Annotated in this window: 18 protein-coding genes, 1 tRNA gene and 1 pseudogene; 16 read left to right on the forward strand and 4 right to left on the reverse strand. The window is 46.2% G+C overall.

What is annotated here, in order from left to right:
* Positions 1-116 precede the first annotated feature (116 nt).
* Together cofG and P5674_RS15920 are read left to right on the forward strand one after the other, a co-directional pair.
* Positions 117-1,097, forward strand: coding sequence for a 7,8-didemethyl-8-hydroxy-5-deazariboflavin synthase subunit CofG (gene cofG, locus P5674_RS15915; protein WP_082824579.1), 981 nt, complete (start codon positions 117-119; stop codon positions 1,095-1,097).
* A gap of 22 nt (positions 1,098-1,119) precedes the next feature.
* Positions 1,120-1,190, forward strand: a tRNA-Cys gene (locus tag P5674_RS15920).
* A gap of 128 nt (positions 1,191-1,318) precedes the next feature.
* Here the strand turns inward: P5674_RS15920 and P5674_RS15925 are convergent.
* The gene (locus P5674_RS15925) at positions 1,319-3,034 is read right to left on the reverse strand and encodes a CHAP domain-containing protein (RefSeq protein WP_006618988.1); all 1,716 of its coding nucleotides are present in this window, start codon (positions 3,032-3,034) and stop codon (positions 1,319-1,321) included.
* Between the two features lie 239 nt (positions 3,035-3,273).
* Between P5674_RS15925 and P5674_RS15930 the strand changes: the two genes are divergently transcribed.
* The 8 genes and pseudogenes from P5674_RS15930 (at position 3,274) to P5674_RS15965 (ending at position 15,392) form a co-directional block, all read left to right on the forward strand.
* Entirely contained in the window at positions 3,274-7,521 is a 4,248-nt protein-coding gene (locus P5674_RS15930; protein ID WP_006618987.1) for a pentapeptide repeat-containing protein, read from the forward strand.
* A gap of 356 nt (positions 7,522-7,877) precedes the next feature.
* A complete protein-coding gene (bioU, locus tag P5674_RS15935) occupies positions 7,878-8,897 on the forward strand; it encodes a (S)-8-amino-7-oxononanoate synthase BioU (protein ID WP_006618986.1) in 1,020 nt (339 codons plus the stop codon).
* Between the two features lie 769 nt (positions 8,898-9,666).
* On the forward strand, positions 9,667-11,163 hold the full coding sequence (locus P5674_RS15940; RefSeq protein ID WP_014276252.1) for a reverse transcriptase N-terminal domain-containing protein: 1,497 nt from the start codon (positions 9,667-9,669) through the stop codon (positions 11,161-11,163).
* Between the two features lie 250 nt (positions 11,164-11,413).
* Positions 11,414-11,698, forward strand: a pseudogene (ssb, locus tag P5674_RS15945) (single-stranded DNA-binding protein); the annotation flags it as partial.
* Between the two features lie 98 nt (positions 11,699-11,796).
* On the forward strand, positions 11,797-12,330 hold the full coding sequence (locus tag P5674_RS15950; RefSeq protein WP_006618982.1) for a hypothetical protein: 534 nt from the start codon (positions 11,797-11,799) through the stop codon (positions 12,328-12,330).
* A gap of 56 nt (positions 12,331-12,386) precedes the next feature.
* Positions 12,387-13,334 carry a response regulator gene (locus P5674_RS15955; RefSeq protein ID WP_014276253.1) on the forward strand — a complete coding sequence of 316 codons (948 nt, stop codon included), beginning with the start codon at positions 12,387-12,389 and terminating at the stop codon, positions 13,332-13,334.
* A gap of 3 nt (positions 13,335-13,337) precedes the next feature.
* Positions 13,338-14,048: a bifunctional demethylmenaquinone methyltransferase/2-methoxy-6-polyprenyl-1,4-benzoquinol methylase UbiE gene (gene ubiE / locus P5674_RS15960; protein WP_006618980.1), complete on the forward strand. Its 711-nt coding sequence runs from the start codon at positions 13,338-13,340 to the stop codon at positions 14,046-14,048.
* A gap of 111 nt (positions 14,049-14,159) precedes the next feature.
* Positions 14,160-15,392, forward strand: coding sequence for a DUF445 domain-containing protein (locus tag P5674_RS15965; protein ID WP_006618979.1), 1,233 nt, complete (start codon positions 14,160-14,162; stop codon positions 15,390-15,392).
* On the opposite strand, the gene P5674_RS15970 is transcribed toward P5674_RS15965, so the two are convergent.
* Positions 15,389-16,621, reverse strand: coding sequence for a NupC/NupG family nucleoside CNT transporter (locus P5674_RS15970; protein WP_014276254.1), 1,233 nt, complete (start codon positions 16,619-16,621; stop codon positions 15,389-15,391). The genes P5674_RS15965 and P5674_RS15970 overlap by 4 nt on opposite strands.
* Positions 16,622-16,738: 117 nt before the next feature.
* On the opposite strand from P5674_RS15970, the gene der reads away from it, so the two are divergent.
* From der to proC, 6 genes are all read left to right on the forward strand, one after another.
* Positions 16,739-18,100: a ribosome biogenesis GTPase Der gene (gene der, locus P5674_RS15975; RefSeq protein WP_006618977.1), complete on the forward strand. Its 1,362-nt coding sequence runs from the start codon at positions 16,739-16,741 to the stop codon at positions 18,098-18,100.
* Positions 18,101-18,161: 61 nt separating this feature from the next.
* On the forward strand, positions 18,162-19,124 hold the full coding sequence (locus P5674_RS15980) for an energy-coupling factor transporter transmembrane component T family protein (RefSeq protein ID WP_006618976.1): 963 nt from the start codon (positions 18,162-18,164) through the stop codon (positions 19,122-19,124).
* 188 nt (positions 19,125-19,312) lie between these two features.
* Positions 19,313-19,582, forward strand: coding sequence for a transcriptional coactivator PipX (gene pipX / locus P5674_RS15985; RefSeq protein WP_035735557.1), 270 nt, complete (start codon positions 19,313-19,315; stop codon positions 19,580-19,582).
* A 15-nt stretch (positions 19,583-19,597) separates the two neighbouring features.
* Entirely contained in the window at positions 19,598-20,269 is a 672-nt protein-coding gene (locus P5674_RS15990; protein WP_006618974.1) for a YggS family pyridoxal phosphate-dependent enzyme, read from the forward strand.
* A gap of 326 nt (positions 20,270-20,595) precedes the next feature.
* Positions 20,596-21,213 (forward strand): cell division protein SepF, encoded by a 618-nt coding sequence (locus P5674_RS15995; RefSeq protein ID WP_014276255.1) that lies wholly within the window; start codon positions 20,596-20,598, stop codon positions 21,211-21,213.
* A gap of 104 nt (positions 21,214-21,317) precedes the next feature.
* On the forward strand, positions 21,318-22,124 hold the full coding sequence (proC, locus tag P5674_RS16000; protein WP_152088624.1) for a pyrroline-5-carboxylate reductase: 807 nt from the start codon (positions 21,318-21,320) through the stop codon (positions 22,122-22,124).
* Here proC and plsY read toward each other — a convergent pair.
* Complete coding sequence (plsY, locus tag P5674_RS16005) at positions 22,121-22,801, reverse strand: glycerol-3-phosphate 1-O-acyltransferase PlsY (RefSeq protein ID WP_014276257.1); 681 nt, start codon at positions 22,799-22,801, stop codon at positions 22,121-22,123. The two genes, proC and plsY, sit on opposite strands and share 4 nt — an antisense overlap.
* A 69-nt stretch (positions 22,802-22,870) precedes the next feature.
* Positions 22,871-23,920: a DUF3086 domain-containing protein gene (locus tag P5674_RS16010; RefSeq protein ID WP_014276258.1), complete on the reverse strand. Its 1,050-nt coding sequence runs from the start codon at positions 23,918-23,920 to the stop codon at positions 22,871-22,873.
* Between the last annotated feature and the right edge of the window lie 203 nt (positions 23,921-24,123).

The raw sequence follows: 24,123 nt of genomic DNA on the forward strand, positions 1-24,123 counted from the left end.
TCGAGGTACTTATCCGGCAGTTGTTTTTCTACCGTGTCTATAATATGACACACTCGGTTAAGGTTTGTAAAGGGGTTTAATAAAGTATTTAGTTATATTTGAGATAAGCAAAACTAATGTTTAGTCAGATGTCTGCTTTGGTTTCCTATTCTCCGGCGTATACGATAGTTCCGACCTATGAGTGTTTTAACCGCTGTAGTTACTGCAATTTCCGCAGGGAACCGGGAGATAGCCCTTGGTTAACTGTCGGCGAGATGAAACAGCAACTGGCGGGACTATGTGAACAGGGAGTAGTGGAGATTTTGATTCTGAGTGGGGAAGTACACCCCAACAGTCCCCGGCGAGAGGCTTGGTGCGATCGCATTTATGAATTGTGCGATGAAGCGCTAAGTTGCGGATTTCTGCCCCACACTAATGCTGGTCCTCTGAAATTTGAGGAAATGGCTAGATTAAAACAGGTTAATGTGTCGATGGGGTTAATGCTCGAACAAATGACTCGGGATCTTTTACAAACGGTTCACCGCCACGCGCCTAGCAAGGTTCCTAGTATTAGGTTACAGCAGCTTGATTGGGCTGGGGAACTCAAAATTCCGTTTACGACTGGGTTACTTTTGGGAATTGGGGAAAGTCCGTCAGACTGGGGATGGACATTAGAAGCGATCGCCAAAATTCACGATCGCTCTGGTCACATTCAAGAGGTAATTGTGCAACCCTACAGCGAAGGAAGCCGACAAGGGGAGCCAGGGTACGGATTTAATCTTAGCCAATTACCGGAAGTAGTGGCGATCGCCCGCAGTATTCTCCCAGAAGAAGTCACGGTGCAAATTCCCCCCAACCTAGTTATACAGCCAGAGATATTATTAAAATGTCTGGAAGCGGGAGCCAGAGACCTAGGGGGAATCGGTCCCCAAGATGTAGTCAACCCGGACTATCCCCACATTAACCCGGAAACCCTCAGCCAAATTATCAACCGGAAAGGTTGGCAATTACGGCCACGACTACCGATATATCCCCAATACGATAGCTGGTTATCCCCTCGATTACAGAAGAGTGTCAATTCTTGGCGAAAAAAGTTGCAGTTTTCCCAGGGGTTGTGATATATTAGTAAATCGCAGTGGTGGCGGCATAGCCAAGTGGTAAGGCAGAGGTCTGCAAAATCTCCATCCCCGGTTCAAATCCGGGTGCCGCCTTTTTTCTGGAAAGATTGATATAAATGCGATCGGCGTTAACTACCTTAGCCAGGCATCCTACCTGATTACTCAAAAATCAGAATCGAGTCCCTAGCCAGGGTAGATAACTCTATGGCATGATGTCGGTTCTAGTAAGTGGGATCACCAGTGATGTTAGCAGCGGAAACCCACTGATTGGTGTTTTGAAGGCGGAACCAGCGGTTCTCGTTTTTCCTTTCCCTTGTATCCCAATGAGTTGTGCCTACAGTTGTAGCATCAAAAGTGCGACGACTGCCACTGCTTAGAGAGCCGACGACAGAGAAGTTCGTCCCTGGTCCGCTGCGGATATTGAGAGTGGTATCTGCCGCGCCACTGAAGAGTGGATTGCCAGTGATGAAAGAAGCGGAAACCCACTGATTGGTGTTTTGAATACGGAACCAGCGGTTATCATTTCGCTGTTCGCGAGCGTCCCAATGGGTTGTGCCTCGTGCCACAGCGTCAAAAGTGCGACTGTGACCAGGGATCAGAGAGCCAACTATCGAGTTGTTAGTCCCCGGTCCGCTGCGGATATTGAGCGCCCCATCTACAGTACCTCGGAAGGCACTCGTTGAAGGCTGAGTAGGTGCAGTGCTAGATAAAACGCCAGGAACACGGATATAACGATCAGGGTTATTTGCCGTGTAGTCAACTATTCGGTGTAAAGTTCCTGCACCACCACCATCAAAATTATTCCTGTAGTGTGACTCCGAAAGAGTTACCCGCCTTACACCATTTTGCTGGTAAACCCTTTCCACCACAGCGACGTGATTTTGCCCATTTCTCGTCCACTGAGCAATATCACCTGGTTGCGGGTCGCTAACGATACGTGCGCCATTAGATAGCTGTGTATGCCACTGATTAGCATTACCCCGCATTGAGTTTAAAGCTGCAACATTACCTCCTAACTCTTTCACCCGACCATGTGCATACCAAGTACAGTTGCCTTCTGTATGACCACGACCACCAACTAGACTAGAACCAAACATCGATTGAGCAAAAATGTTACCAGTCGTGTAGAACTGAGGACGATTCCTAAAGTAGTTTGCATTTTGTTGGGTCAGTAAAGGAGTACGAGAAGATGACTGCTCTATGAGAGTAGCTTCGCCATTGATCATCACAGTGGCGGTATCATCTACTGCCATTAATGCCTCAAGTTCCCCTGCATCAAATTCCCTGCCTTGGACGACACCGGAAAAAATCGCACCCTCATCTCCAGGTGTATCGGAGATGTTAATCTGCGAGTCGATATAATGTCCTATCTCCTCTAACAGCACTGAGACGATCGCCTCTGGGTTATCAGCATTCTCAGCCACAAACTCACTGGACAGATAAATATTGTTAGTTTCTGCGGCAAAAGCCCCGTTAGCTCCGTTGATATCAGCAGCAGAAACGACCGTAGTCGGTGGGATCTCGAAAGTACCATTAGTCAAGCTATCTGCCAAATCCTGAGCCGCCTCAACATCAAAATCATCTCCAAAAGCAATGCTCATCTGAGAGAGAAACTCTGGGCTGTTGGCAAATTGCTGTAATTGTTCGTAACTATTGGCTAAGGCTATTCCCGTTAATGAATCTACCGACGGGGCGATGTGAGAATCCGTTTCCGCCGGAGTTCTTCCTTGGTCAACGGACATATCCAGAGGGATAACAAGATTATCGCCCGCAACTGATACCAAGGTTGGGAGAACGACCGGATCGGCAACCCCCCCTATGAGCAGTTGATTCGCACCAAAAGACTCTAAAATATCCCCATCACTTCGAGCGATCGCCTTGGGATTCACTCCCAGCAATCCGGTGATTTCTGTAGTATCTGTGTCAACAGAAAACATAAGCAGTTCCTCCGATGGCATTGACAATCTAATTATCGCCGTGGCAGTTGAGGCTCTGGGTTAGAAAATGATCGGGGAAAAAGTTAGTTTTTGTTATATAGGATTTAGCCGCTTTGTGAGAGGAAATCTCAATAAATGGGCAAAAAAATGAGATTTTGGTGAAATTTTCTGGCTTTCGAGCCAGGAAACCATCTATAATAAGTTCATTTTTACCATGTCAGAGTTGGGGAGTATTTGCCATGACTCCAGAAGAGGCTTTTGAGTTTGTCAATCAGAAATATTTAGGCGATCGCCAAGGCAAAAGTATTAGCGACTTGCAAAAACAAATTTTTTGTTTATCTTGGCAGGGCAAAAAATATGACGAAATCGAGACCCTAATTAATTTCAATAAAGTTTATATCAGACAAGAAGCAGCCAAATTATGGAAAAGACTAACCGATTTATTTGATAAACCAGTAACCCGCACTAATTTTCGGTTAGTCGTGGAACAGGCCATCAAAGCCGATCGCGATCGCTGCCAATTTGCCTTTCCCCAACAGATGCGAGAATGGTTTGAAATTCTCGATTATGAATTTGATTCGCGCTACAATATTCAAGAAGTAATCGAGGGGAATCGATTTTTTGAGTGGATCATCAAAATCAAGGCCCGCCGGGGATACGATCGCATTCTTGTCCGGGGAGTAGAAGGGGAAGCAGAACTTTCCGATTTTAATGCTTTGCGTCAGTCTGTGGAAAACCAACGCACCAACGAGGGATGGTTAGTCGCTGTCCGTCGAGTCAGTAAAGCCGCCAGAAATGCAGCCCAAAAAAGCCCAAATAAAAACTTATTTTGCTATACATTCGACGAACTTATCGACCAAGAAGCAGATTTTAGTGGCTACTGTCAATGGCTAGAACAGGAAATTCAACGGCGAGGTATCCACCATAAATATGTACCTCTCGCCTGCATAAAAGAGGAAGTTGACCCCCATACCAAGCAAAAATTAGGAGTCAGCCACTACGACGAAGACGATGGCTGGATTGATGGTTATGTTAATAAATGGATTGACGATACAGCCAAAAAACATCTCTCAATTTTAGGGGAATTTGGCACTGGAAAAACTTGGTTTATATTTCATTATGCCGGCAAACAATTACAGCGTTATTTGAAAGCCAAACATAAAGGAGTTGAACGGCCGCGATTACCCATAGTTATTTTATTGCGAGATTATGCCAGTGCCGTTAATATGGAATCGCTGTTTTCTGAGTTCTTTTTCCGGCAACATGAAATCCCCTTGCGAGGGGGTTACTCTGCTTTTGAATGGCTGAACCGCCAGGGCAAATTGTTGGTCATGTTTGATGGCTTTGACGAGATGGCCGCCAAAATTGACCGACAGCGGATGATTAATAACTTTTGGGAATTGGCTCAAACTGTAGTCTCTGGTTCTAAAGTTATTTTGACTTGTCGCACTGAGCATTTTCCCGAAGCCAAAGAAGGGCGCGCTTTGCTGAATGCAGAACTACAGGCTTCCGTCGCAGCATTAACGGGAGAACCGCCACAGTTTGAAGTTCTGGAATTAAAAAAATTTAGTGACCAGCAAATTCGTCAGGCTCTCTCCTTTGAAGCCTCACCCGCGACGGTGGAAAAAGTCATGAATAATCACCAACTTGTCGATTTAGCACGCCGTCCGGTCATGAGTCAGTTAATACTGAAAGCCTTGCCGGATATCGAAGCCGGAAAAGCGATCGATTTAGCCAGAATTTATCTATATGCAGTTACCCGCAAAATGCAGCATGATATACAGAAAAAGCGCACATTTACTTCTCTGGCAGATAAACTTTATTTTCTGTGCGAACTCTCCTGGGAAATGCTATCTAAGAATCGGATGAGTTTAAATTATCGAGAGTTTCCCGATCGCATTCGTCGCTTGTTTGAGTCGGAAGTGCAACAACAAAAGGATTTGGATCACTGGCATTATGACATGATGGGTCAGACTATGTTAATTCGTAATGAAGATGGAGATTATAGTCCGGCTCACCGTTCGTTATTAGAGTTTTTTGTGGCTTATAAGTTTGCTGCTGAATTGGGGATATTGGCTCCCGATTTCGTGGAATTGGCACAGTCACAGTCCCATGTAAATCCACAGAAAACTGCTCAAAACTACACTTGGTCTAATTATTTCCGCCGCGAAGTTGATGTTAACGGAGAAGTGATTTCGATTGCACCTCTCAATATGTTTTCTACTGAGTCTTTGGCACATTTGCGAACTACATTTGGGGAAATGCCTCTCACCAAAGCAGTGCTAGATTTATTATTGCCGATGCTGCGTCCCGTGACAAACACTGATGAGGAAAACTTACAGGATATTTGCGATCGCTTGCGGGAAGTAGTCAAGGCGACACGGCGAAAAACCCTAGAAAAAGTCGGCTATGTTGGTGGCAATGCAATCACCCTGCTTTTGAAAACTGACAAGGCTGCTTTGGAGGGTTGCGATCTCAGTCATGCCGTGATTTTGGGCGCTGATTTTAGGGGTGCTAGTTTGCAGGATGTTAATTTCACTAAAGCCAATTTAACTAACTGTCTTTTTATGGAATCTATGAATACAGTTAGAGCATTAGCTTTTACTCCTGATGGCAAAGTTTTGGCGACAGGTGATGAATCTGGTCAAATTCATATTTGGCGAGTTGCCGATGGCTCAAAAATTGCCACATTGACAGGGCATCGCCTCAGCATAAAAACCCTAAAATTTAATGAAAATGGGCAAATTCTTGTCAGTGCTAGTTATGATAAAATTGTCAATTTTTGGAATCTTGCAAACCATGAATGTTTCAAAAGCGTACTGATAGAGCCTGATTTTTTATGTGATGCTCCTTTAATGCCCAAAATGAAAATATTTTTGAGTCCTAATCTCAAAATATTGGCGAGTGGTAGTGTAGATGGTACAGTACAGTTATGGGATATTAACAATGGTAAATGTTTGGCTTTTCTCACTGGACATACCAGTTGGATTAATCGAATAGTTTTCAGTCCTGATGGTCAATTTTTGGCAACCACAAGCAAAGACACAAATATCAAAATTTGGGATGTGGCTAATGCTAAATGCCTGAAAACTTTACAAGACCATGAAGAAGAAGTATGGGGTGTTGCTTTCAGTCCTGATGGTCAAATCTTAGCCAGTGGCAGTGCTGACGGAACCATTAAACTTTGGCAAATTGCAGATATCAATAACATTTCTGTTGCTGCTAGTATCTCTGCACACGATAGCGATTTAAGAGGATTAGCTTTTAGTCCTAATGGCAAAATACTGGCTAGTGGGAGTGGTGATCTCACCGCCAAACTGTGGGACGTTAGTGATATTCATCATCCCCAACTCCTCAATACTTTACAAGAACATACTTCTTGGATAGACGAAATTGTTTTTACACCAGATGGTAAAATATTAGCTATGTGTGCGGCTGATAAAAAGGTGAGTTTGTGGAATGTTCAAAATATTAATAATATCAAGCTAAACAGCATTTTAGGAGGTTGGTGTAATTGGATACGTTCAATAGTTTTTAGTCCAGATGGAAAAACTTTAGCCAGTGGTAGCGATGACTACTACATAAGGATTTGGGATATAGAAACAGGTGATATATTAGCCAATTTACGGGGACATAAAGAACGAGTACAATCAGTGGCTTTTAGTCCAGATGGTCAAACGATCGCTAGTGCTAGTCGAGATTTTACCGTCAGGTGTTGGAGTGTTGATGATCATAAATGTTTGACTACATTGAGGGCACACACAAACCAGTTATATGCCGTTGCTTTTAGTTACGATCATCAATTGTTAGTCAGTGCCGGGGATGACCGAACTATTAAGTTATGGAATGTGAGACCGACCCCTAATTTAATCAATGAAATTAACCATTATCCTTGCAAAATATTTACAGTTGCTTTTAGTCCTGATAGTCAAAAAATAGCGGTGGGTGGCAGTGATAATATTGTCCAAGTTTGGGACATTAATTTTCAGCAAACTTCCCTAAAATTTCGCGGACATCAGGGAGAGATAATCTCAGTTAATTTTAGTCCTAATGGGGAACTACTGGCGAGCAGTAGTAATGATAATACGGTGCGTTTATGGGATGTTAAAACTCAAGAATGTCTGGCAATTTTTCCAGGTCAACAAGTTTGGACTTACCTGATTTCATTTAGTCCAGACGGTCAACTATTGGCGAGTGGAGGAGAAAACAATACGGTGCGTTTGTGGGATGTGAGGACCCATGAATGTTATGCTACTTTTAACGGACATCAAAGCTGGGTGCTGGCGGTAGCTTTTAGCCCCGATGGTGAAACCTTGGCCAGTAGCAGTGCGGATGAGACAATTAAACTTTGGAATGTCCCAAGGCGAGAATGTCTCAAAACTTTGAGAGTACCCAGACTTTACGAAAGGGCGAATATCTGCGGGGTAAAAGGTTTGAGTGATGCCCAAAAAGGGAGTCTTAAAGTATTGGGGGCGATCGCCGAATAACTGACGTTAATTGTTGTCCATTGGGTTGGGTTCCCACTGTGAGGGGTCAGAGTTTGATGGGGCGGTGTTGTCAAGCAGACTAGGAAATTGTGCGCTTCTAGCTAGGACCAGGTGGAGCATGGTATAGTACGCCTTGCTAAGGATTAAGGTATGTTATAGCGGTTCGGTGGATTAGTGAGGTACTTTTCAAAGCCCCTCTCCCCTCTTGGGAGAGGGGTTTGGGGTGAGGGCCGTACCTTATGGATATGAGAAACGCTATAACTGAAATTATCCTAAAATTAATTATTGCCGGAACAGCATTAAGATCAACATTTCCGGCTTTACCATTATAAATTGTCGAATTGACAGCATATTTTATGACGAATCATCAGCCAAATACCCATGCAACGGATAACCCCATACCTATAGGAGTCCTAGGGTTTGGTGGTTTAGGGCAAGCGGCGGCTAGGGTATTAACCCCTAAACAAGAAATGCGCTGGGTAGCAGCAGCAGATCAAAAGGGCTATATCTATTCGCCGGAAGGACTAGATCCAGACCTGTGCATCAGGACATATCGCGATCGCGGTTCTGTAGCAGACATAGAACCAGGCGGAACCCACAGCACCCAGAGTATTATCGACTTAATTAACCATGCTCCCTTGGTCAAAGGTTACTTTTTGGCGCTGCCTAATTTACCGAATACGTTTATGGCTTCGGTAGCCCAAGCCTTTATTAACTCGGGTTGGCAGGGAGTTCTAGTCGATGCCCTCAAGCGTACCAGTGCGGTGGAACAACTCCTAGAACTTCAGGAAGAGTTAAAAGCGGCTGGCATTACCTATATGACAGGTTGTGGCGCTACTCCGGGTTTACTGACGGCGGCGGCGGCGATCGCTGCCCAAAGTTATGCAGAAATTCACAGCGTTAACATCACCTTTGGGGTTGGTATAGCTAACTGGGAAGCCTACAGAGCTACTATCAGGGAAGATATTGCCCACCTTCCTGGTTATAACGTAGAAACAGCTAGGGCGATGACAGATGCGGAAGTAGAAGCCCTATTAGACAAAACTAATGGTTTACTGAAACTGGAGGACATGGAACACGCGGACGATATTATGTTGGAATTGGCGGGTATTTGTTCTCGCGATCGCGTTACTGTTGGCGGAATTGTCGATACCCGTAACCCCAAAAAACCCCTGAGTACCAATGTGCAAGTCACGGGTCGCACCTTCGAGGGGAAAATCTCCACCCACACCTTTACTCTGGGTGATGAAACTAGCATGGCTGCCAATGTCTGCGGTCCAGCTTTTGGCTACTTAAAAGCCGGGGTAAAATTGCACCAAAGGGGCATTTATGGACTGTTCACTGCCGCCGAAGTTATGCCGCAGTTTGTCCGTTAAGCCTCGACAGCAACAGCCGATAAAAAGCTCCCTGCCTACTGGTTCACGGTTTGATAGAATGGGAGCCAGGCTTCTGCCTATAATCACTAACCGGAGAAATTGAATGAGTCTAAATGTGGTTACCCTTGTGGGACGAGCCGGAGCTGATCCGGATGTCAAATATTTTGGTGCGACCCGTTAGATGGAAAAGCTGCCCAGTTGGGTAGCGTGCCATCTGCGTAGACTAAGACAAATGCGGTCACAGGTCTATGATAACTGGGTGTCTGGGTAGGTGAGGGTCTCACCAATTCCTACCGTCGTGATGCAGACGAAGCGACACCCCCACCGGGGAGACTGACTATCAATCTGGTGAAGCGGGGTGTAACGGAGGTAATCGTCAACCCATGGCGAAATCCCTTCTAGCTGAGATGAGTATGAGTAAGGTTAACTGAATCCACGTCTGAACCGTCGTTATTGATGACAGCCTACATGGGTTATGGGCTGGGCCAAAAGGCAAGGATAAGGGCTGGGCAACTCGAAATTTGACCCGGAGCATCCCCGAAAAAACCCGGCGGATAGTGGAACTCTAACCTCATCGTAAAGCAGACACTCGGAACGGGGTAATCCGGCGTATATCTCTCGGACAGGTCGATAACCGAGTAGGCGGTCAAGCTGCATGATGGCGCTGGAAAAGATTGACTCAGAAGCAAAGGCCTTTAGGAAACTAGAGGATAAGCCCACGGAGTCACGGTTACTTGGAGATGGATAATCAAGTGAGAGTTAATAAGCTATGAACACGGTAAAACCGATGTATGGATGGGAGACAATGAACTGGGCGAAAGTTCAGCGGGATGTCTTGAAGCTCCAAAAGAGAATCTATCGAGCCTCGAAACGTGGCGATGTCAAGGCTGTTCGTAAGTTGCAAAGGTTGTTGACTAATTCCAGGGATGCCAAAATCCTGGCGGTGCGGGAAGTTATCCCGGAAAATGGTAGCCAAAAGACGGCGGGAGTTGATGGGGTCAAAAGACTCAGGAATCAGGAGAAGCTAGATTTAGCTAACTGCTTAAAACTGGGAAGGAAAACCCAAGGACTCCGCCGGGTGTCGATACCTGAACCAGGAAGGGACGAAAAGCGTGCCGTTGGTATCCTAATGATGATGGAAAAAGCTAAACAAGGGCTGGTGAAGCTGGCACTTGAACCGGAATGGGAGGCAAGGTTTGACCGGAATTCCTACGGGTTCCGCCCCCGACGGTCTGCTCAAGATGCGATCGCAGCAATTTTCAATGGCATGAAGGAAGATCATAAATATGTCCTAGATGCACATATTGAGAAATGCTTTGAGGGAATTTACCATCAGAAGCTACTAGCCAAACTAAATACCTACCCTACACTCAGGCGAGAAATCAAAGCCTGGTTGAAATCTGGGGTAATGGACGGAAAGGAATTGTTCCCGACGGAGACTGATACACCCCAAGGGGGATTGATGCCACTATTGGCAAATATCGCCCTTGACGGCTTGGAAAGTCTCTTAGAGGATAAATTCCAGGGTGGAGTAGCTAACTGTGGCAATGGGAAAGCGACAGTGGTCAGATATGCTGATGATTTGGTGGTATTGGACGGGGAACTTGAGGTGATCCTGGCAGCCAAGGAGACTATAGAAGCGTGGTTGATGGAAATGGGGTTAAAACTCAAGGACGGTAACACCCGCATTAGTCACACCTTCATAGAACATGAGGGAAATATAGGCTGGGATTTTCTGGGGTACAATATCCGACAATATCCCACAAGGGAAAAGCGATCGCGCGCGACCGGAAACACGGAGCAGAAAAGAGGCTTTCAAACTATCATCAAACCCAGTCAAGGGGCAATAAAACGCCACTTACAGAAAGTAGATGAGATCATCGGAAGCCACAAAAACTCAAGTCAAGAACAACTGATCAATGCACTAAACCCAATCATTAGAGGGTGGTCGTCATATTACTCGACTGTGAGTAGTAAGGGAATCTTTGGTAAAATTGACAGTATTTTGTTCCACAAATTGAGAGGATGGGCTTTCTTTAGAAGGAATCGAAATCAGAACAAAACTGATGTGATATCGAGTTACTGGGGAGTCAACCAAGGCATCGGATGGAAATTTATCACACCAGATCACAAATACTGTCTGGAAAAACATAGCCAAACTATGCTCGAACGGCAGGTTAAAGTCAAAGGGGAAAAAAGCCCGTTTGATGAAGATTACGTTTATGGGAGTGGGCGGCTATGGAACTATCCGGGAAAATGCCACTAATGCTATCTAAGTTTATACAGTAGACAATGTGAGAAAAAGTGATAACTCACATTGATGGTAATTGAGCCCAGAATAAACTGGAGAACTTAGAACTGTTACACGGACACTGCCATGATATCAGAGACGCTAGAGGTATCTATATAATGACTGAGTAACTGAGGAGCCGTGTGAGGGGAAACTTTCACGCACGGTTCTGGATCAGAGGTAGGAAAGGTGACTTTCTTATCGACTGTAATAGTCAGGATCAGTAAAATGTCGATTGACTTTAGCTGTCAGGCGCAGAAGTCGCAACAGCGATAAACCAGACTGGTTTAATTTAGACATTTGGGATAAGACGGCTGAAATTGCTGCCAACTATGTCCGTAAGGGCAGTTTGATTGGAGTGAAGGGAACATTAAAGATTGATACATGGACTGACCGCAATACGGGTGTACCACGCTCGATTCCGGTGATTGTGGTCGATCAACTTGATCTACTAGGATCTCGTCAGGATAATCAGGCATCTGGTGTTCCTGAGAATTATGATGAGTTCTAGGGGTATGATCTGGTAGTCGGGTTGATAACATGGTTAAAATCCGACTACTAGGGGAGTACCACCCCTGATGTGTTGCACTATGAAAGTTTATTTTTGTTGTGAGTTCACCAGAATTAGATCGGATTTTGCATGAGTACAGATCTGGACAAATAGCCTTTGAACAGGGTCGATATCGCCAATCGGTGCTACATTTGGAAACAGCGAGAGATGCAGTGGAGGCTAACTCTGGGTTGGGTGGCGAAGTCCAGATTTGGCTAGTGACGGCCTATGAAGCCCTAGGGGAAAGACAAAAGGCGATCGCTCTTTGTAAAACCCTCAAATTTCATCCCAGCCTAGAAACTAGGAAACAGTCGCGGCGCTTGCTAGAAATTTTGGAAGCACCGAAACTCTATAGGGGTTCAGAAGGGTTAATCGAAATTCCCGATCTGAGTAACTTAGGAGAAAATGCCGATAAGTTTCCTGTAGCATCATCAAGCCGAGAAAATTCTGCTAAAGCAGATCAACTCAATTCTCAATCACCAGACCCAGACATTGACCTAACTCAGGTTAATACTAAAGATAATCAATTTTTGTGGGTGGCTCTGATTTTCCTGGGGTTGACAGTAACTAGCTTACTGTTTGCGAACAGTTGAGACGACAATGGTCTAAATCCCCTAATGCACGGAATCACTCGTAGTGTAACAATAGTATGGAAACGGAAACTCCAGACCTAGAAAGCATTAAGCGCCAGTTAATGAGTATTAGACGACCGAAAAAACCTAAGATGCTGGTAGTAGACGATGAACCAGATAATTTGGATCTGCTATATCGTACTTTTCGGAGAGATTTTAGCGTTTTTAAAGCGGAAAGCGGGATCCGCGCCCTAGAAATTCTCTCTCAGGAAGGCGAGGTGGCGGTGATCATATCTGATCAACGGATGCCAGAAATGAAGGGGACTGAATTTCTCAGTAAAACTGTACCTCAGTTCCCTAACACGGTGCGGATTATTCTTACCGGGTTTACAGATATTGAAGACTTGGTGGACGCGATTAATTCCGGCCAGGTGTATAAATACATTACTAAGCCTTGGGACCCGAATGAGTTAAAAACGGTGGTTCAACGAGCGGCGGAAACCTATGAACTGCTGAAACTGCGGACGGAGCAACTATGCCGAGCCAACAGCCAGATTCAACTGTTGAGTGATATTATAGGCATGGCACTCAAGGCGACGGAGATAGAGGAAACTCTACGGGCGATCGCTAAGGCTATTGGAGAACAGATCGAGGCTGATGGGGTGATTCTGCAAGTGGTTTCCTCAGATAGTTTGGCTACCACGGCCGGAGCCTATGGTATCGTGGAGGATGTGAAGGGTTGGCTGGCTGATGATCAGATTGTCAGTGAAGCGATCGCCACGAAAGTCGCCCAGGGTGAAATCAATATTCCCAATAACTCAGCTCTGGCGGGAAGCGATCGCTATAAAAGCGCCAATATCCAAGCTCACCTGTGTACCCCCATTATCGATCGCAATCAAGTGGTCGCCGTGTTTTCCCTCCAATGGCAAAAACCCTGTCAACTGTCCCCAGATGACCTGTATACGGTTAGGTTGGTGGCTCAGGAAATGGCTCTAGTTCTATCTCGCTTACATCAATCAACTTAAAATATGAAGCTAGATAGAACCGAAGAACATATCCAAAACCTGTTTAACCGTATTGCTCCGGTCTATGACCAGATGAACGACTGGCTAAGTTTTGGGAGTCATCGCATTTGGAAACAAATGGCGGTAAACTGGAGCGGCGCTCGTCCCGGTCATATAGGCTTAGATCTATGTTGCGGGACTGGTGACTTAACTAGACTTTTGGCTCTCAAGGTCGGTGGCTCAGGACAAGTGGTTGGGGTGGATTTTTCCCGGCAACTGCTGGCCATTGCTGGCGATCGCCAACCACCTTTTACCCTATCCCCGGCTCCCATTACTTGGGTAGAAGCAGATGTACTAGATCTTCCCTTTGGGGATCATCATTTTGACTGTGCTACCATGGGTTATGGTTTGCGTAATGTGCTAGACATTCCCCGCAGCCTAAAAGAACTCCATCGCGTCCTGAAACCCGGTGGGACGGCGGCGATTTTAGATTTTCACCGTCCTGAGAATGGCTTTAAAACCTTTCAACAATGGTATCTCGATCGCGTTGTTGTTCCAGTAGCTAATACTTTCGGACTAAAGGCTGAGTACGCCTACCTTAATCCTAGCCTAGAAAAATTCCCCACAGGTCCCGAACAGGTCGCCCTAGCAAAGGAAGCTAATTTTAGTCGGGCTACTCACTATGCGATCGCAGGGGGTATGATGGGAGTATTGGTTCTTGAATCAGGGGGGTGATGAGCTAAAACATCGCGATCGCACCAACCACCCTAATTCAGAAAGGCGAATAGAAAAGGCAATTCGTCAGTTGTCCTAGTTAGCTGGGATTTGCAGAAATGTTGTGGCACAATGGTCAATTTATCTCAAGCATCGATTTTTATTGTTCCCCCAGTTTTGGGGGGAATTATCGGCTACTTTACCAATGACCTAGCCATAAAAATGCTATTCCGTCCCTATAAAGCCAAAAAGGTCGGAAAGTTTCAGCTTCCCTTTACTCCCGGTTTAATTCCCCGCAACCAAGAAAGGCTGGCTCAAAGGGTTTCTGATACTATTATGCAGTCCCTGCTGACACCGGAGGAACTCCAGAAAGTTGCGCGCCGCCTATTAAAAACCGAACGCATTGAAGCGACGATTTTATGGTTATTACAACTGGCGCTGGCTCAGGTAAAAGCTGATACTGAACAGAAAACGGCGAAAATTTTAGCAGGTATTCTGAGGGACTTTTTGGGAGAATCTTTACCTAGGATATTGCGGGTTATGGCGCGGCGGGAAGATTTTTTAGAGCCGCAGCTAAACCAGATTTTTGATCAAGTAATGTTGGAGTTCCAACTAAGTGACCAACAGGCTCAACAACTGTCAGAATGGCTATTAGAGCGAGTAATTCCCCCAGAAATTATCCGACTGACTTTAATTGATTTTCTGACCGATCGCAATATTTCGATTATTGATGAAGGCTTCCGGGAACAAAGCACGGGAACCTATTGGGTAGTGGCTAATATTTTCGGTCTCCGCACGACTTTAACCCGGTTAAGAACTTTTTGTCTGGATGAAAAAGAAGAAACTAATCGCCGACTGGAAAAACTGTTAACTTCTCTGGGAGTTAGGGAGCGATTTAAGGAGTGGTTGCAAAATCTTTCAATGCAAAATTTGCCGCTGTCTACGGTGCGACAATTACGCAAAACTCTCCGGGATACTGTGCGAGAATACGTCCAAGAACAGGGTATTGATTTAATTCAAGGGTTAACTAAATCTATTGATTGGGAAAGGGTTTCCGCGTTAATTTTAAGGCGGCTGCAAACTTCCCCAGTGATTAATAATTCCCTAGGATTAGTTAGTCAAGAGTTGGCGATGGTTTTGGAACGCTACCTAGAAGAAGACTTAGAGAAATTGGTGGCTAAGGCGATTCCAATTTTGAATCTTGATGGAGTGATTATTGAACGGGTAATGGCTACTTCTCCACAGCAGTTAGAAGTAGCAGTTAATGGCATTGTGAAAAGTGAATTACAGGGAATAGTTAATCTAGGTGGTATTTTGGGTGTAATAGTTGGCTCACTACAAACGGTAATTTTGCTATTGCGTTAAAGTAACATCCCGGCGACGCAAGCGGTCATAAAACAAGCGATAGAACCAGCAATCATGGCTCGGAATCCTAATTGGGCGAGGTCGGCTTGTCTTTGGGGTGCGATCGCTGAAATTCCGCCTATTTGAATGGCGATCGAACCAATATTAGCAAATCCACAAAGGGCGTATGTAGCAATTAAAATCCCCCGGGGACTAATGGTGGGTTCAGTAGTACCTACAACATTAGCATTTTCGATTAATTGTTTGAGGTCTAAATAAGCAATAAATTCATTAACAATAATCTTCTTACCCAGTAACACGCCGACGGTGGCGCAGTCGGACCAAGGTACACCCATTAACCAAGCCACGGGAGCAAAGATAAAAGAAAATAGCCATTCCAAGGAAAGTTGGGGTAATCCGATCCCGGCTCCTAACCATCCTAACACGCCATTAACTAGGGCTAATAATCCTAAAAAAGCAATCAGCATGGCGGCGACATTTAGGGCTAATTTCATGCCTTCAGTGGCTCCGGTGGCGGCGGCATCAATGGCATTCGCAGAAGTGGGTTTTACTTCGATTTTTACCTGTCCGGCGGTGGGGGAAGGCTCGGTTTCAGGATAGAATATTTTGGAAATGGCTAAACTAGCCGGGGCGGACATTACGGAAGCGGCAATTAAATGTTCTGCGGGAACACCAAAGGAAATATAAGCGGCTAATACTCCCCCGGCGACGGTGGAAAATCCCCCGGTCATCATGGCATGGATTTCTGATCGCGTCATGGTGGCAATATAGGGTTTAATTAATAAGGGAGCCTCGGTTTGTCCGACGAAAATATTGGCGGAACAGGAGAGAGTTTCTGAACCGGAAGTTTTGAGGGTTTTCATCATTAGCCATGCTACCCATTCGACTACTTTCTGTAAGATGCCATAGTGATATAAAATGGTGATGAATGAGGAAAAAAAGACAATGGTCGGCAAGACCTTAAAGGCGATGAAATGCTGCTCAAAATCGTCTCCGAATACAAATTGGGCTCCCGCATCGGAAAAGTTGAGAAACTGGGTTACAGCAGCGCCTAGGGCTTGGAAAATGGCGAATCCTATGGCGGTTTTCAGAATCACAATGGCAAATAAAATTTGCAGGGCAATGCCCCATAAAACGGTGGGCCAGCGAATCTGCTGACGATCGCGCGAAAATAAATAGGCGACCAGTACAAATACTACAAGTCCCAAGGCGGAAATTGCCCGTTCCATTGGCTGTTTTTAAGTTAGGGTGAGCTTGAGTTGGGCGATCGCAGATAACAAGTTGGTCAAGGAGTATGTAACAATAGAGGGTTAGCACTATCAACGCCTGGATAAGGCGAAAGTTCCATGTCTCGACCCATAGTTGCCATTATCGGCCGCCCTAATGTCGGTAAGTCTACACTGGTAAACCGTCTTACACAAACCCAAGATGCGATCGTTCATGATCAACCGGGGATGACCCGCGATCGCACCTATCGTTCCGCCTATTGGCAGGATCGAGAGTTTATCGTAGTAGATACGGGAGGGTTAGTCTTTGATGATGATACCGAGTTTGTTCCGCTAATTAGAGAACAAGCCTTGATGGCTTTGGCGGAAGCGACAGCAGCTATTTTGGTGGTGGATGGACAAACAGGACCGACGGGAGGGGATGAGGCGATCGCTAGTTGGCTGCGACAACAAAAGGTTCCGATCCTCTTAGCAGTTAATAAATGTGAATCCCCTACCCAGGGACTGACTCAGGCGGCGCAATTTTGGGAATTGGGTTTGGGAACTCCTTTTCCGATTTCTAGCATTCATGGTAACGGTACGGGGGAACTGCTGGATACTTTGATTGAACATTTACCAAGTTCAACAGAGGATGACGACAACGAAGAATTGCGAGTGGCAATTGTGGGCCGTCCGAATGTGGGTAAGTCTAGCCTATTAAATACCTTTCTGGGTCAGGAAAGGGCGATCGTTAGTCCAATTTCTGGGACTACCCGTGATGCGATCGATACCATCGTAGAACATAATGGCAATACCTATCGCCTAGTAGATACGGCGGGGATCCGCCGGAAAAAGCACGTTGAGTATGGGGCGGAGTTTTTTGGGATTAACCGGGCTTTTAAGGCGATCCGACGGGCTGATGTGGTGTTGTTTGTGATTGATGCTGTGGAAGGAGTCACAGACCAAGATCAAAAATTGGCGGGTCGTATTGCTGATGACGGGCGCGCCTGTGTGATTGTGGTAAATAAATGGGATGCGGTGGAAAAGGATAGTTACACGATCCTAGAGTATGAAAAAGTCATGCGATCGCGATTGTATTTTCTCGATTGGGCAGATATGATTTTTGTCAGCGCTATGACCGGACAGCGGGTCGAGAAAATTTTTAAATTGGTGGACAAAGCCGCCGAAGAAAATCGCCGCCGAGTCTCTACAGCCGTAATTAATGAAGTCATCGAAGAAGCAGTCCGTTGGCATTCTCCCCCCACCAGTCGCCAAGGACGACAGGGCAAAATCTACTATGGAACTCAAGTTACCTCCGGTCCGCCAACTATTGTCTTGTTTGTGAATGACCCAAAACGTTTTGGGGATAACTATCGGCGCTATATGGAAAGCCAGTTTCGTCAACAGTTGGGATTTGCTGGCACTCCCATTAGACTATTATGGCGGGGTAAAGCTATGCGGGAAGTAGAGAGAGGTTCCGCTAACCGCGCGACTAAGGTTTGACTGCTGAACAGTTGCGCCGATTTGCCATTGATCCCGCCAACTATCGTTAATTGTTGAGAAAATGGACTTACTGCGATCGCTACCTATCGGTTTATACTTAGAACAACCGATTACTTGGCTTCATCGCCTTGATTCCCGGATTAAGCTAGTCTGGTTGATGAGCTTTCTCATTGCGCCGATTCTCTCCAATGCCGTTTGGCGGTTGGGGTTGGTGGTGCTGTTGATGGTGATTACCCTAGTGGCAGCAATTCCATTCCGGGTTTGGAAGCGACAAATGGGCTGGCTATTAACTTTCTGTAGTTTATTGTTGATAGTAAGTGCTATCCTACCTGACGGGTTGAGTGTTAGCCATCAACCCCGTCTCCCTACAGATGAGATAGCTTTTGAAATGCAAAGTCTTGGGAGAGTGGGAGAGGACCTCGAAAATGCCACAACTATGGCTGATTCGGTGACTGATACAGGGGGTTTACCTCAACCTACGGCCTATCGTTATATTCTGCTGTCGGCGGGTCCGTTAACTATTACCCGCTATTCCCTGGATCTGGGTGTTAGGATTAGTACCTTGCTGTTTACCCTGGTGTACAGCACTAATCTATATCTACTGACTACGGCTTCTGAGGAAATCGCTGTGGGGATTGAAAGCGTGATGAAACCATTGCGAAGGTTGAAAATTCCGGTGACGGAAATCGCCCTGACCCTGACTCTCTCCCTGCGTTTCTTTCCCCTGGTACTTGAGGAAATTCAGAACCTATATAGATCTGTGCGTACTAGGGCGATCAACTGGAAAAAACTGGGCTGGCGCAGGGCGACTCAAATTTGGCTATTGGTGGCAGAAAGACTCCTGGAAAACTTATTATTGAGAGCAGAACAAATTGCTAATGCCATGAAAGTCAGAGGCTTTACCAGTCCTAACCAACATCGGGTTGAGTGGCATCAACTTAAAATTAATTGGTGGGATTGGATCGCCCTATTCGCCTTAACTATATTTTGGGGTATGCGTTTGGTTTGGGGTTGGGAATCTTAACATCAATGCTTTTTCCCCGTTTCCCGGCACAAGGTGCTATGACTTGAAAAGTGCGCCCGAGAGTGTCAAGATAAATCGGCTGATTATTTGATTCTGGGATATGTCTGTGATGGGCGGGCCCGAATAGCAGAGTAACACCAGGTAATTGCCTTTTTTATAAGTTAGTGCTTGCTGATGCGTGAGGCGGAATGACAACAGAAACTTACATGAACCATCCCAACTTTGGCTTACTTTTTAAAGTGTGCCCAGTTGAGGATAATCAGGAATTATTTACTACCCTTTACGCCCAACGCCTCTTTTTCTTGGTGACTCAATCACCGGCTGGCTTGAAGTTTGAACCGATAAGCCGCTCGGATGCCAAGATGTTAGTAGAAATTCGCTTGCGAATGTTACGACGCACTGGCCAAATGGAGCCTTATCAAAAACTGCAAATAATTCATCAGCAGACCTTTCTATAGCTTGACTAACCTACTATGACTGATTCGATCGCTGAAAGAATTGCCCAAATTCGGGCTGCTATTCCTCCAGAGGTGCGACTGGTGGCTGTGACCAAAACGGTTTCGGTGTCGGCTATGCGCTTGGCTTATGAAGCCGGAGTTAGGGATTTTGGCGAAAATCGTGTTCAGGAAGCAGAGGCGAAACAATCTCAATTGCAGGATCTCACGGACATTAACTGGCACTTGATTGGTCATCTACAAAGCAATAAGGCGGCGACGGCGATCGCTCATTTTGATTGGATTCACTCGGTTGATAGTTTGAAATTAGCCCAAAGACTCGATCGCCTGGCCACAGAACAGTCTCGCTGTCCTCGGATCTGCCTACAGGTGAAAATCCTCCCAGACCCCAACAAATATGGTTGGACTGTCCCGGAGTTGCTGGCTGATTTACCCCAGCTTAATGTCTGTGAGTCCCTAAATATTCAGGGTCTAATGACAATTCCCCCCCAAGGCTTGACCGAAAACGAAACGCGATCGGTTTTTGAACAAACCCGCCAGTTAGCCGCTCAAATTGAGGGGCAAAATTGGTCTAATATCAAAATGCAAGAGTTGTCTATGGGTATGTCAGGGGACTATTTACTAGCCGTAGAAGCAGGGGCTACTATGATTAGACCGGGACAAACTATATTCGGTCCCAGGAATATCTAAGGCGATCGGGTCGGAGTCTACCTGATGCACTATCAATAGGGGGGATGAGGAACTTTCGGGTTAAACTTTAATCATCTGCCTTTGTGTTAGGGGAGGAAATGTCTAAAAAAAATTATGACAATCAGCCCCCACTGGGTAGGTTAGAGCGGTATCTTTAGAGCAGTTGATCAACAATCAGGGCGATCGCATAAATTTAGTTGACCCTATGCTTTACGGTACAAAGCCTGTGTATCCTAGCACTGGTTACAGTCTGGGTTAATGCAGGTAGTAAATCTCAAAATGTCAATGGTGACTTTTTGTGGTAGTTTTATGGAGCGCAGTAAGCCGTGAATACACTGTTTAGCAAACTTAGAGATTTCGTAGGACTCAATGAATCCGTTGAGTACGATTACGAATACGATGAAATGGAAGGGGAGCAATACCAGACGACCATGTATCAAGCCCCTCAACCACAGGCTGCTCCCCTCATGTCAGAGGAAGAACGTCGTGGGTCTCGTCGCCCCCGTGAACGCGCGGTGGCGACGGTCGGAGGTGGTAATATGACATCTGAATCAGTAACAATGGGTTCACCAGCTATGAATAATGTAATTGGAATGCCAGGAGCGCTCAACGGAATTTCGGAAGTGATGGTTATGGAACCTCGCACTTTTGAAGAAATGCCGGCTGCTATCCGCGCCCTGAAGGAACGCAAGTCTGTAGTTCTGAATTTGACTATGATGGACCCAGACCAGGCTCAGAGAGCTGTAGATTTCGTCGCTGGTGGCACCTATGCCCTCGATGGTCATCAGGAACGCATTGGAGAAAGCATTTTTCTGTTTACTCCCAGTTGTGTTCAGGTTAGAACTCAAGGTGGTGTGGCTAATGAGGTTCCCGGTGTGCGCCCCCGCGTGAGTTCCAGCACTTCCGCGCCTTGGCAGCCAGAAAAGGTTCAGGCGATGCAGTAGTTGGCAGTGATGCAGATACGACGGGACAGGGGGAGATGTTTGGCAATTGACAAGTTAATGCTTCTCCCCTCATCCTGAGCCCAAATAGCGCGATGGATGGACGGATGAGTGAGTTTAAATTGGGATTGATTGGCGGCGGGGTAATGGGGGAGGCTTTGCTGTCGGGTCTGTTGGCGAAGCGGATTTATGCCCCGGAAATGGTGATGGTTAGTGACCCTTCTGGCGATCGCCGTGAGTTTTTATCTCAAAAATATGAGGTTGGGGTAACATCTGATAATCGGGAAGTTGCCGCAGCTACTGAGGTGGTTTTGCTGGCTGTGAAACCTCAGATTTTTGACTGGGTGGCTGACGATTTAAAAGGACTGCTAAAGCCGGGTACTATAATCATCTCAATTTTGGCAGGTGTTACCCTGTTTAAGTTGGAGAGAGCTTTTCGGGAATCTCCCGTAATTAGAGTAATGCCAAATACTCCCGCTACGGTAGGAGCCGGAGTTAGCGCTTTGGCTGCTGGTAGTTCCGTGGAACCTACACATATTAAACGCGCTACGGAGATTTTAACAGCAGTTGGGGATGTGGTGCAAGTTCCAGAATATTTGATGGATGCGGTAACGGGTTTATCGGGTTCTGGTCCTGGATATGTGGCGATTATGATTGAGGCTTTGACTGATGGAGGAGTGGCGGCTGGACTTCCTAGAGCGATCGCCTCAAAGTTGGCTCTGGATACCGTTTGGGGAACCGCTCAACTGTTGCGGGAATCTCAATTACACCCAGCCGAATTAAAGGATCGCGTCACCAGTCCAGGCGGTACAACTATCGCCGGAATTGCCGAACTAGAGGCGGCGGGTTTTCGATCGGCTTTAATTAAAGCGGTGAAAGCGGCAGGCGATCGCTCCCGGGAATTAGGGAGTTAGGGGGTCGGGTCTGCTGAGAGTTTTTGACCAATACGGGGTTCTGTACCCTGTAAAATCCGGTCAATATTGCTACGATGTCGCCAAATCACATAAGTTCCAGCGGCGATCGCAAAAATCTGGTAGGGGAGGGGTTGTCCGGTCATAATCATTAAAGCAGCGATCGTGATAGCCCCAGCAATAGAACTTAAAGATACAATGCGGGTAATGGCTAAAACCACCCCAAATACAATTAATGTAGCCAAAGCCAGGAGCCAATTGAGAGCAAATAAGATCCCCAAACTGGTAGCCACAGATTTACCGCCCTTAAAGCCTATCCATATAGACATTGTATGGCCGAATACTGCAATTAAGCCAGATAATGTGGCGATCGAGTAGGCCAAAACTTCCGGGGAGTCAATCCCAGCCAGAGTCGCAATTTCGCGGGTTTGAGTGAGGGAATACACCCAGAAAACCATAGAAATAGCAGCGACACCCTTCAAAATATCCACTGCTAAAACCATCACCGCCGGCAGTTTACCACAGCTTCTTAATACATTAGTTGCCCCAGTTGAACCCGAACCCACCTCCCGGATATCAACACCATAAAACCAAAGAGCGATCGCATATCCAGTAGGAATTGACCCCAGTAGATAAGCCGCCACCAAGATCACCCCATTCAAAATCAACCAATTAACCATACTTAATCAAATTTCCTGCATCCATCGACAATTTAGCAACCGAATCCGACTAACCTATATCAACCGCTCTCAAAACCTATCTAAGGTTGACTGAGCCGCCGCCTGCGGGTCAGGAGCAAAAGCCAACCAGAGAGGAAACTGGAGCAACGAGAGGCTAATTTTCTCCTCTGTATCATCAATAATAATAAACGGAAGGCGACCGTCATTAACCAATCTGTCAGCCTTTTGAGCCAACAATTCCGGGTCTTCAAATAATCCCAACCCGCGCTCAGGTCCAAAATCACGGCGGTCAATTCCTAAACAGTCTTGAAGTCCCCGCCGCCACTCTCCCAGGCGTTCTGGACTATTCGCCAAGACCAAAGTCCCCAAACGTCTGTCATAGAGACTTCTGAGAATTGATACAGTCGCCGAAGCCACCAGAATATTTTGCAGACGGCTTCCCATAGTCCGCAACGCACCGCGTCCACCTTGGTTAAAGAACCAATTAGAAACCTGTTTAGCGTGGATAGGCTCAAAAGTGCGGCGCAACTGCCAAGGGGGGCCATAATAGTCAGGATTACTGCGGTATTGGTCAATAATCTGACGAATTTGTTGAGTTTGTTCAGCAAAAGCCGACTTAGTAAATTGAGTATTAGGCTGAGTTTCAGCCACCAACTCCACCGACTGACTTCTGGGAGTGGAATTAGCAGCAGGGGGAGCGATCGGTTCTTCTGGGATTAACTCAAGCTGTTCTGCTGTAGCCGCCAGGTCTTGAAGACTACCAACCAAATAATCTTTAAAGCCTTGAACTCGGATAGCCAAATCCTGAGAAACCCCAGCAAAAGTAGTTCGCATTTCTTGCTCAATGCGTTCTCGGCGACGTTCGAGTTTTTCGACTTCCACTTGTAGAGTCTGTCTCCTCGCCTCCAACTGGCTGAGGGCTTCAGAAACCAGGTTTCCCATAGATTGAGTTAGGGCGGTTTGTTCCTGCTGTAATTTTGCCTTAGTGAGCTGAAGTTGGACAATTTCCTGCCTCAAATCTTCAGCCTGACGCTTGAGGTAATCTATAGGCTCTTCCGGGGACTGAGAGCCTGTGGTTAAATTAGGTTCAAGTGGTGATGATTCAGGTTGAGAATTCAATGGTTGTACTCGCTCTGGGTTCAAACTAGGGTAAGGTAGGGTGCGTCAGGCCTACCATATATCGATAATTATCGGATTCTACCATACCCCGGCTATATGAATCCCACCCGAATAATTTTCGCCAGAGACCCCCATCTCGGTACCATCGTGCGATCGCCTCCCGTAGCCTCCCGTAGGGTGGTAGGGTGGTAGGGTGCGGTAGA

Origin of the sequence: Limnospira sp. PMC 289.06 (genome assembly GCF_032350395.1) — a bacterium.
Lineage (GTDB): Bacteria > Cyanobacteriota > Cyanobacteriia > Cyanobacteriales > Microcoleaceae > Limnospira > Limnospira platensis.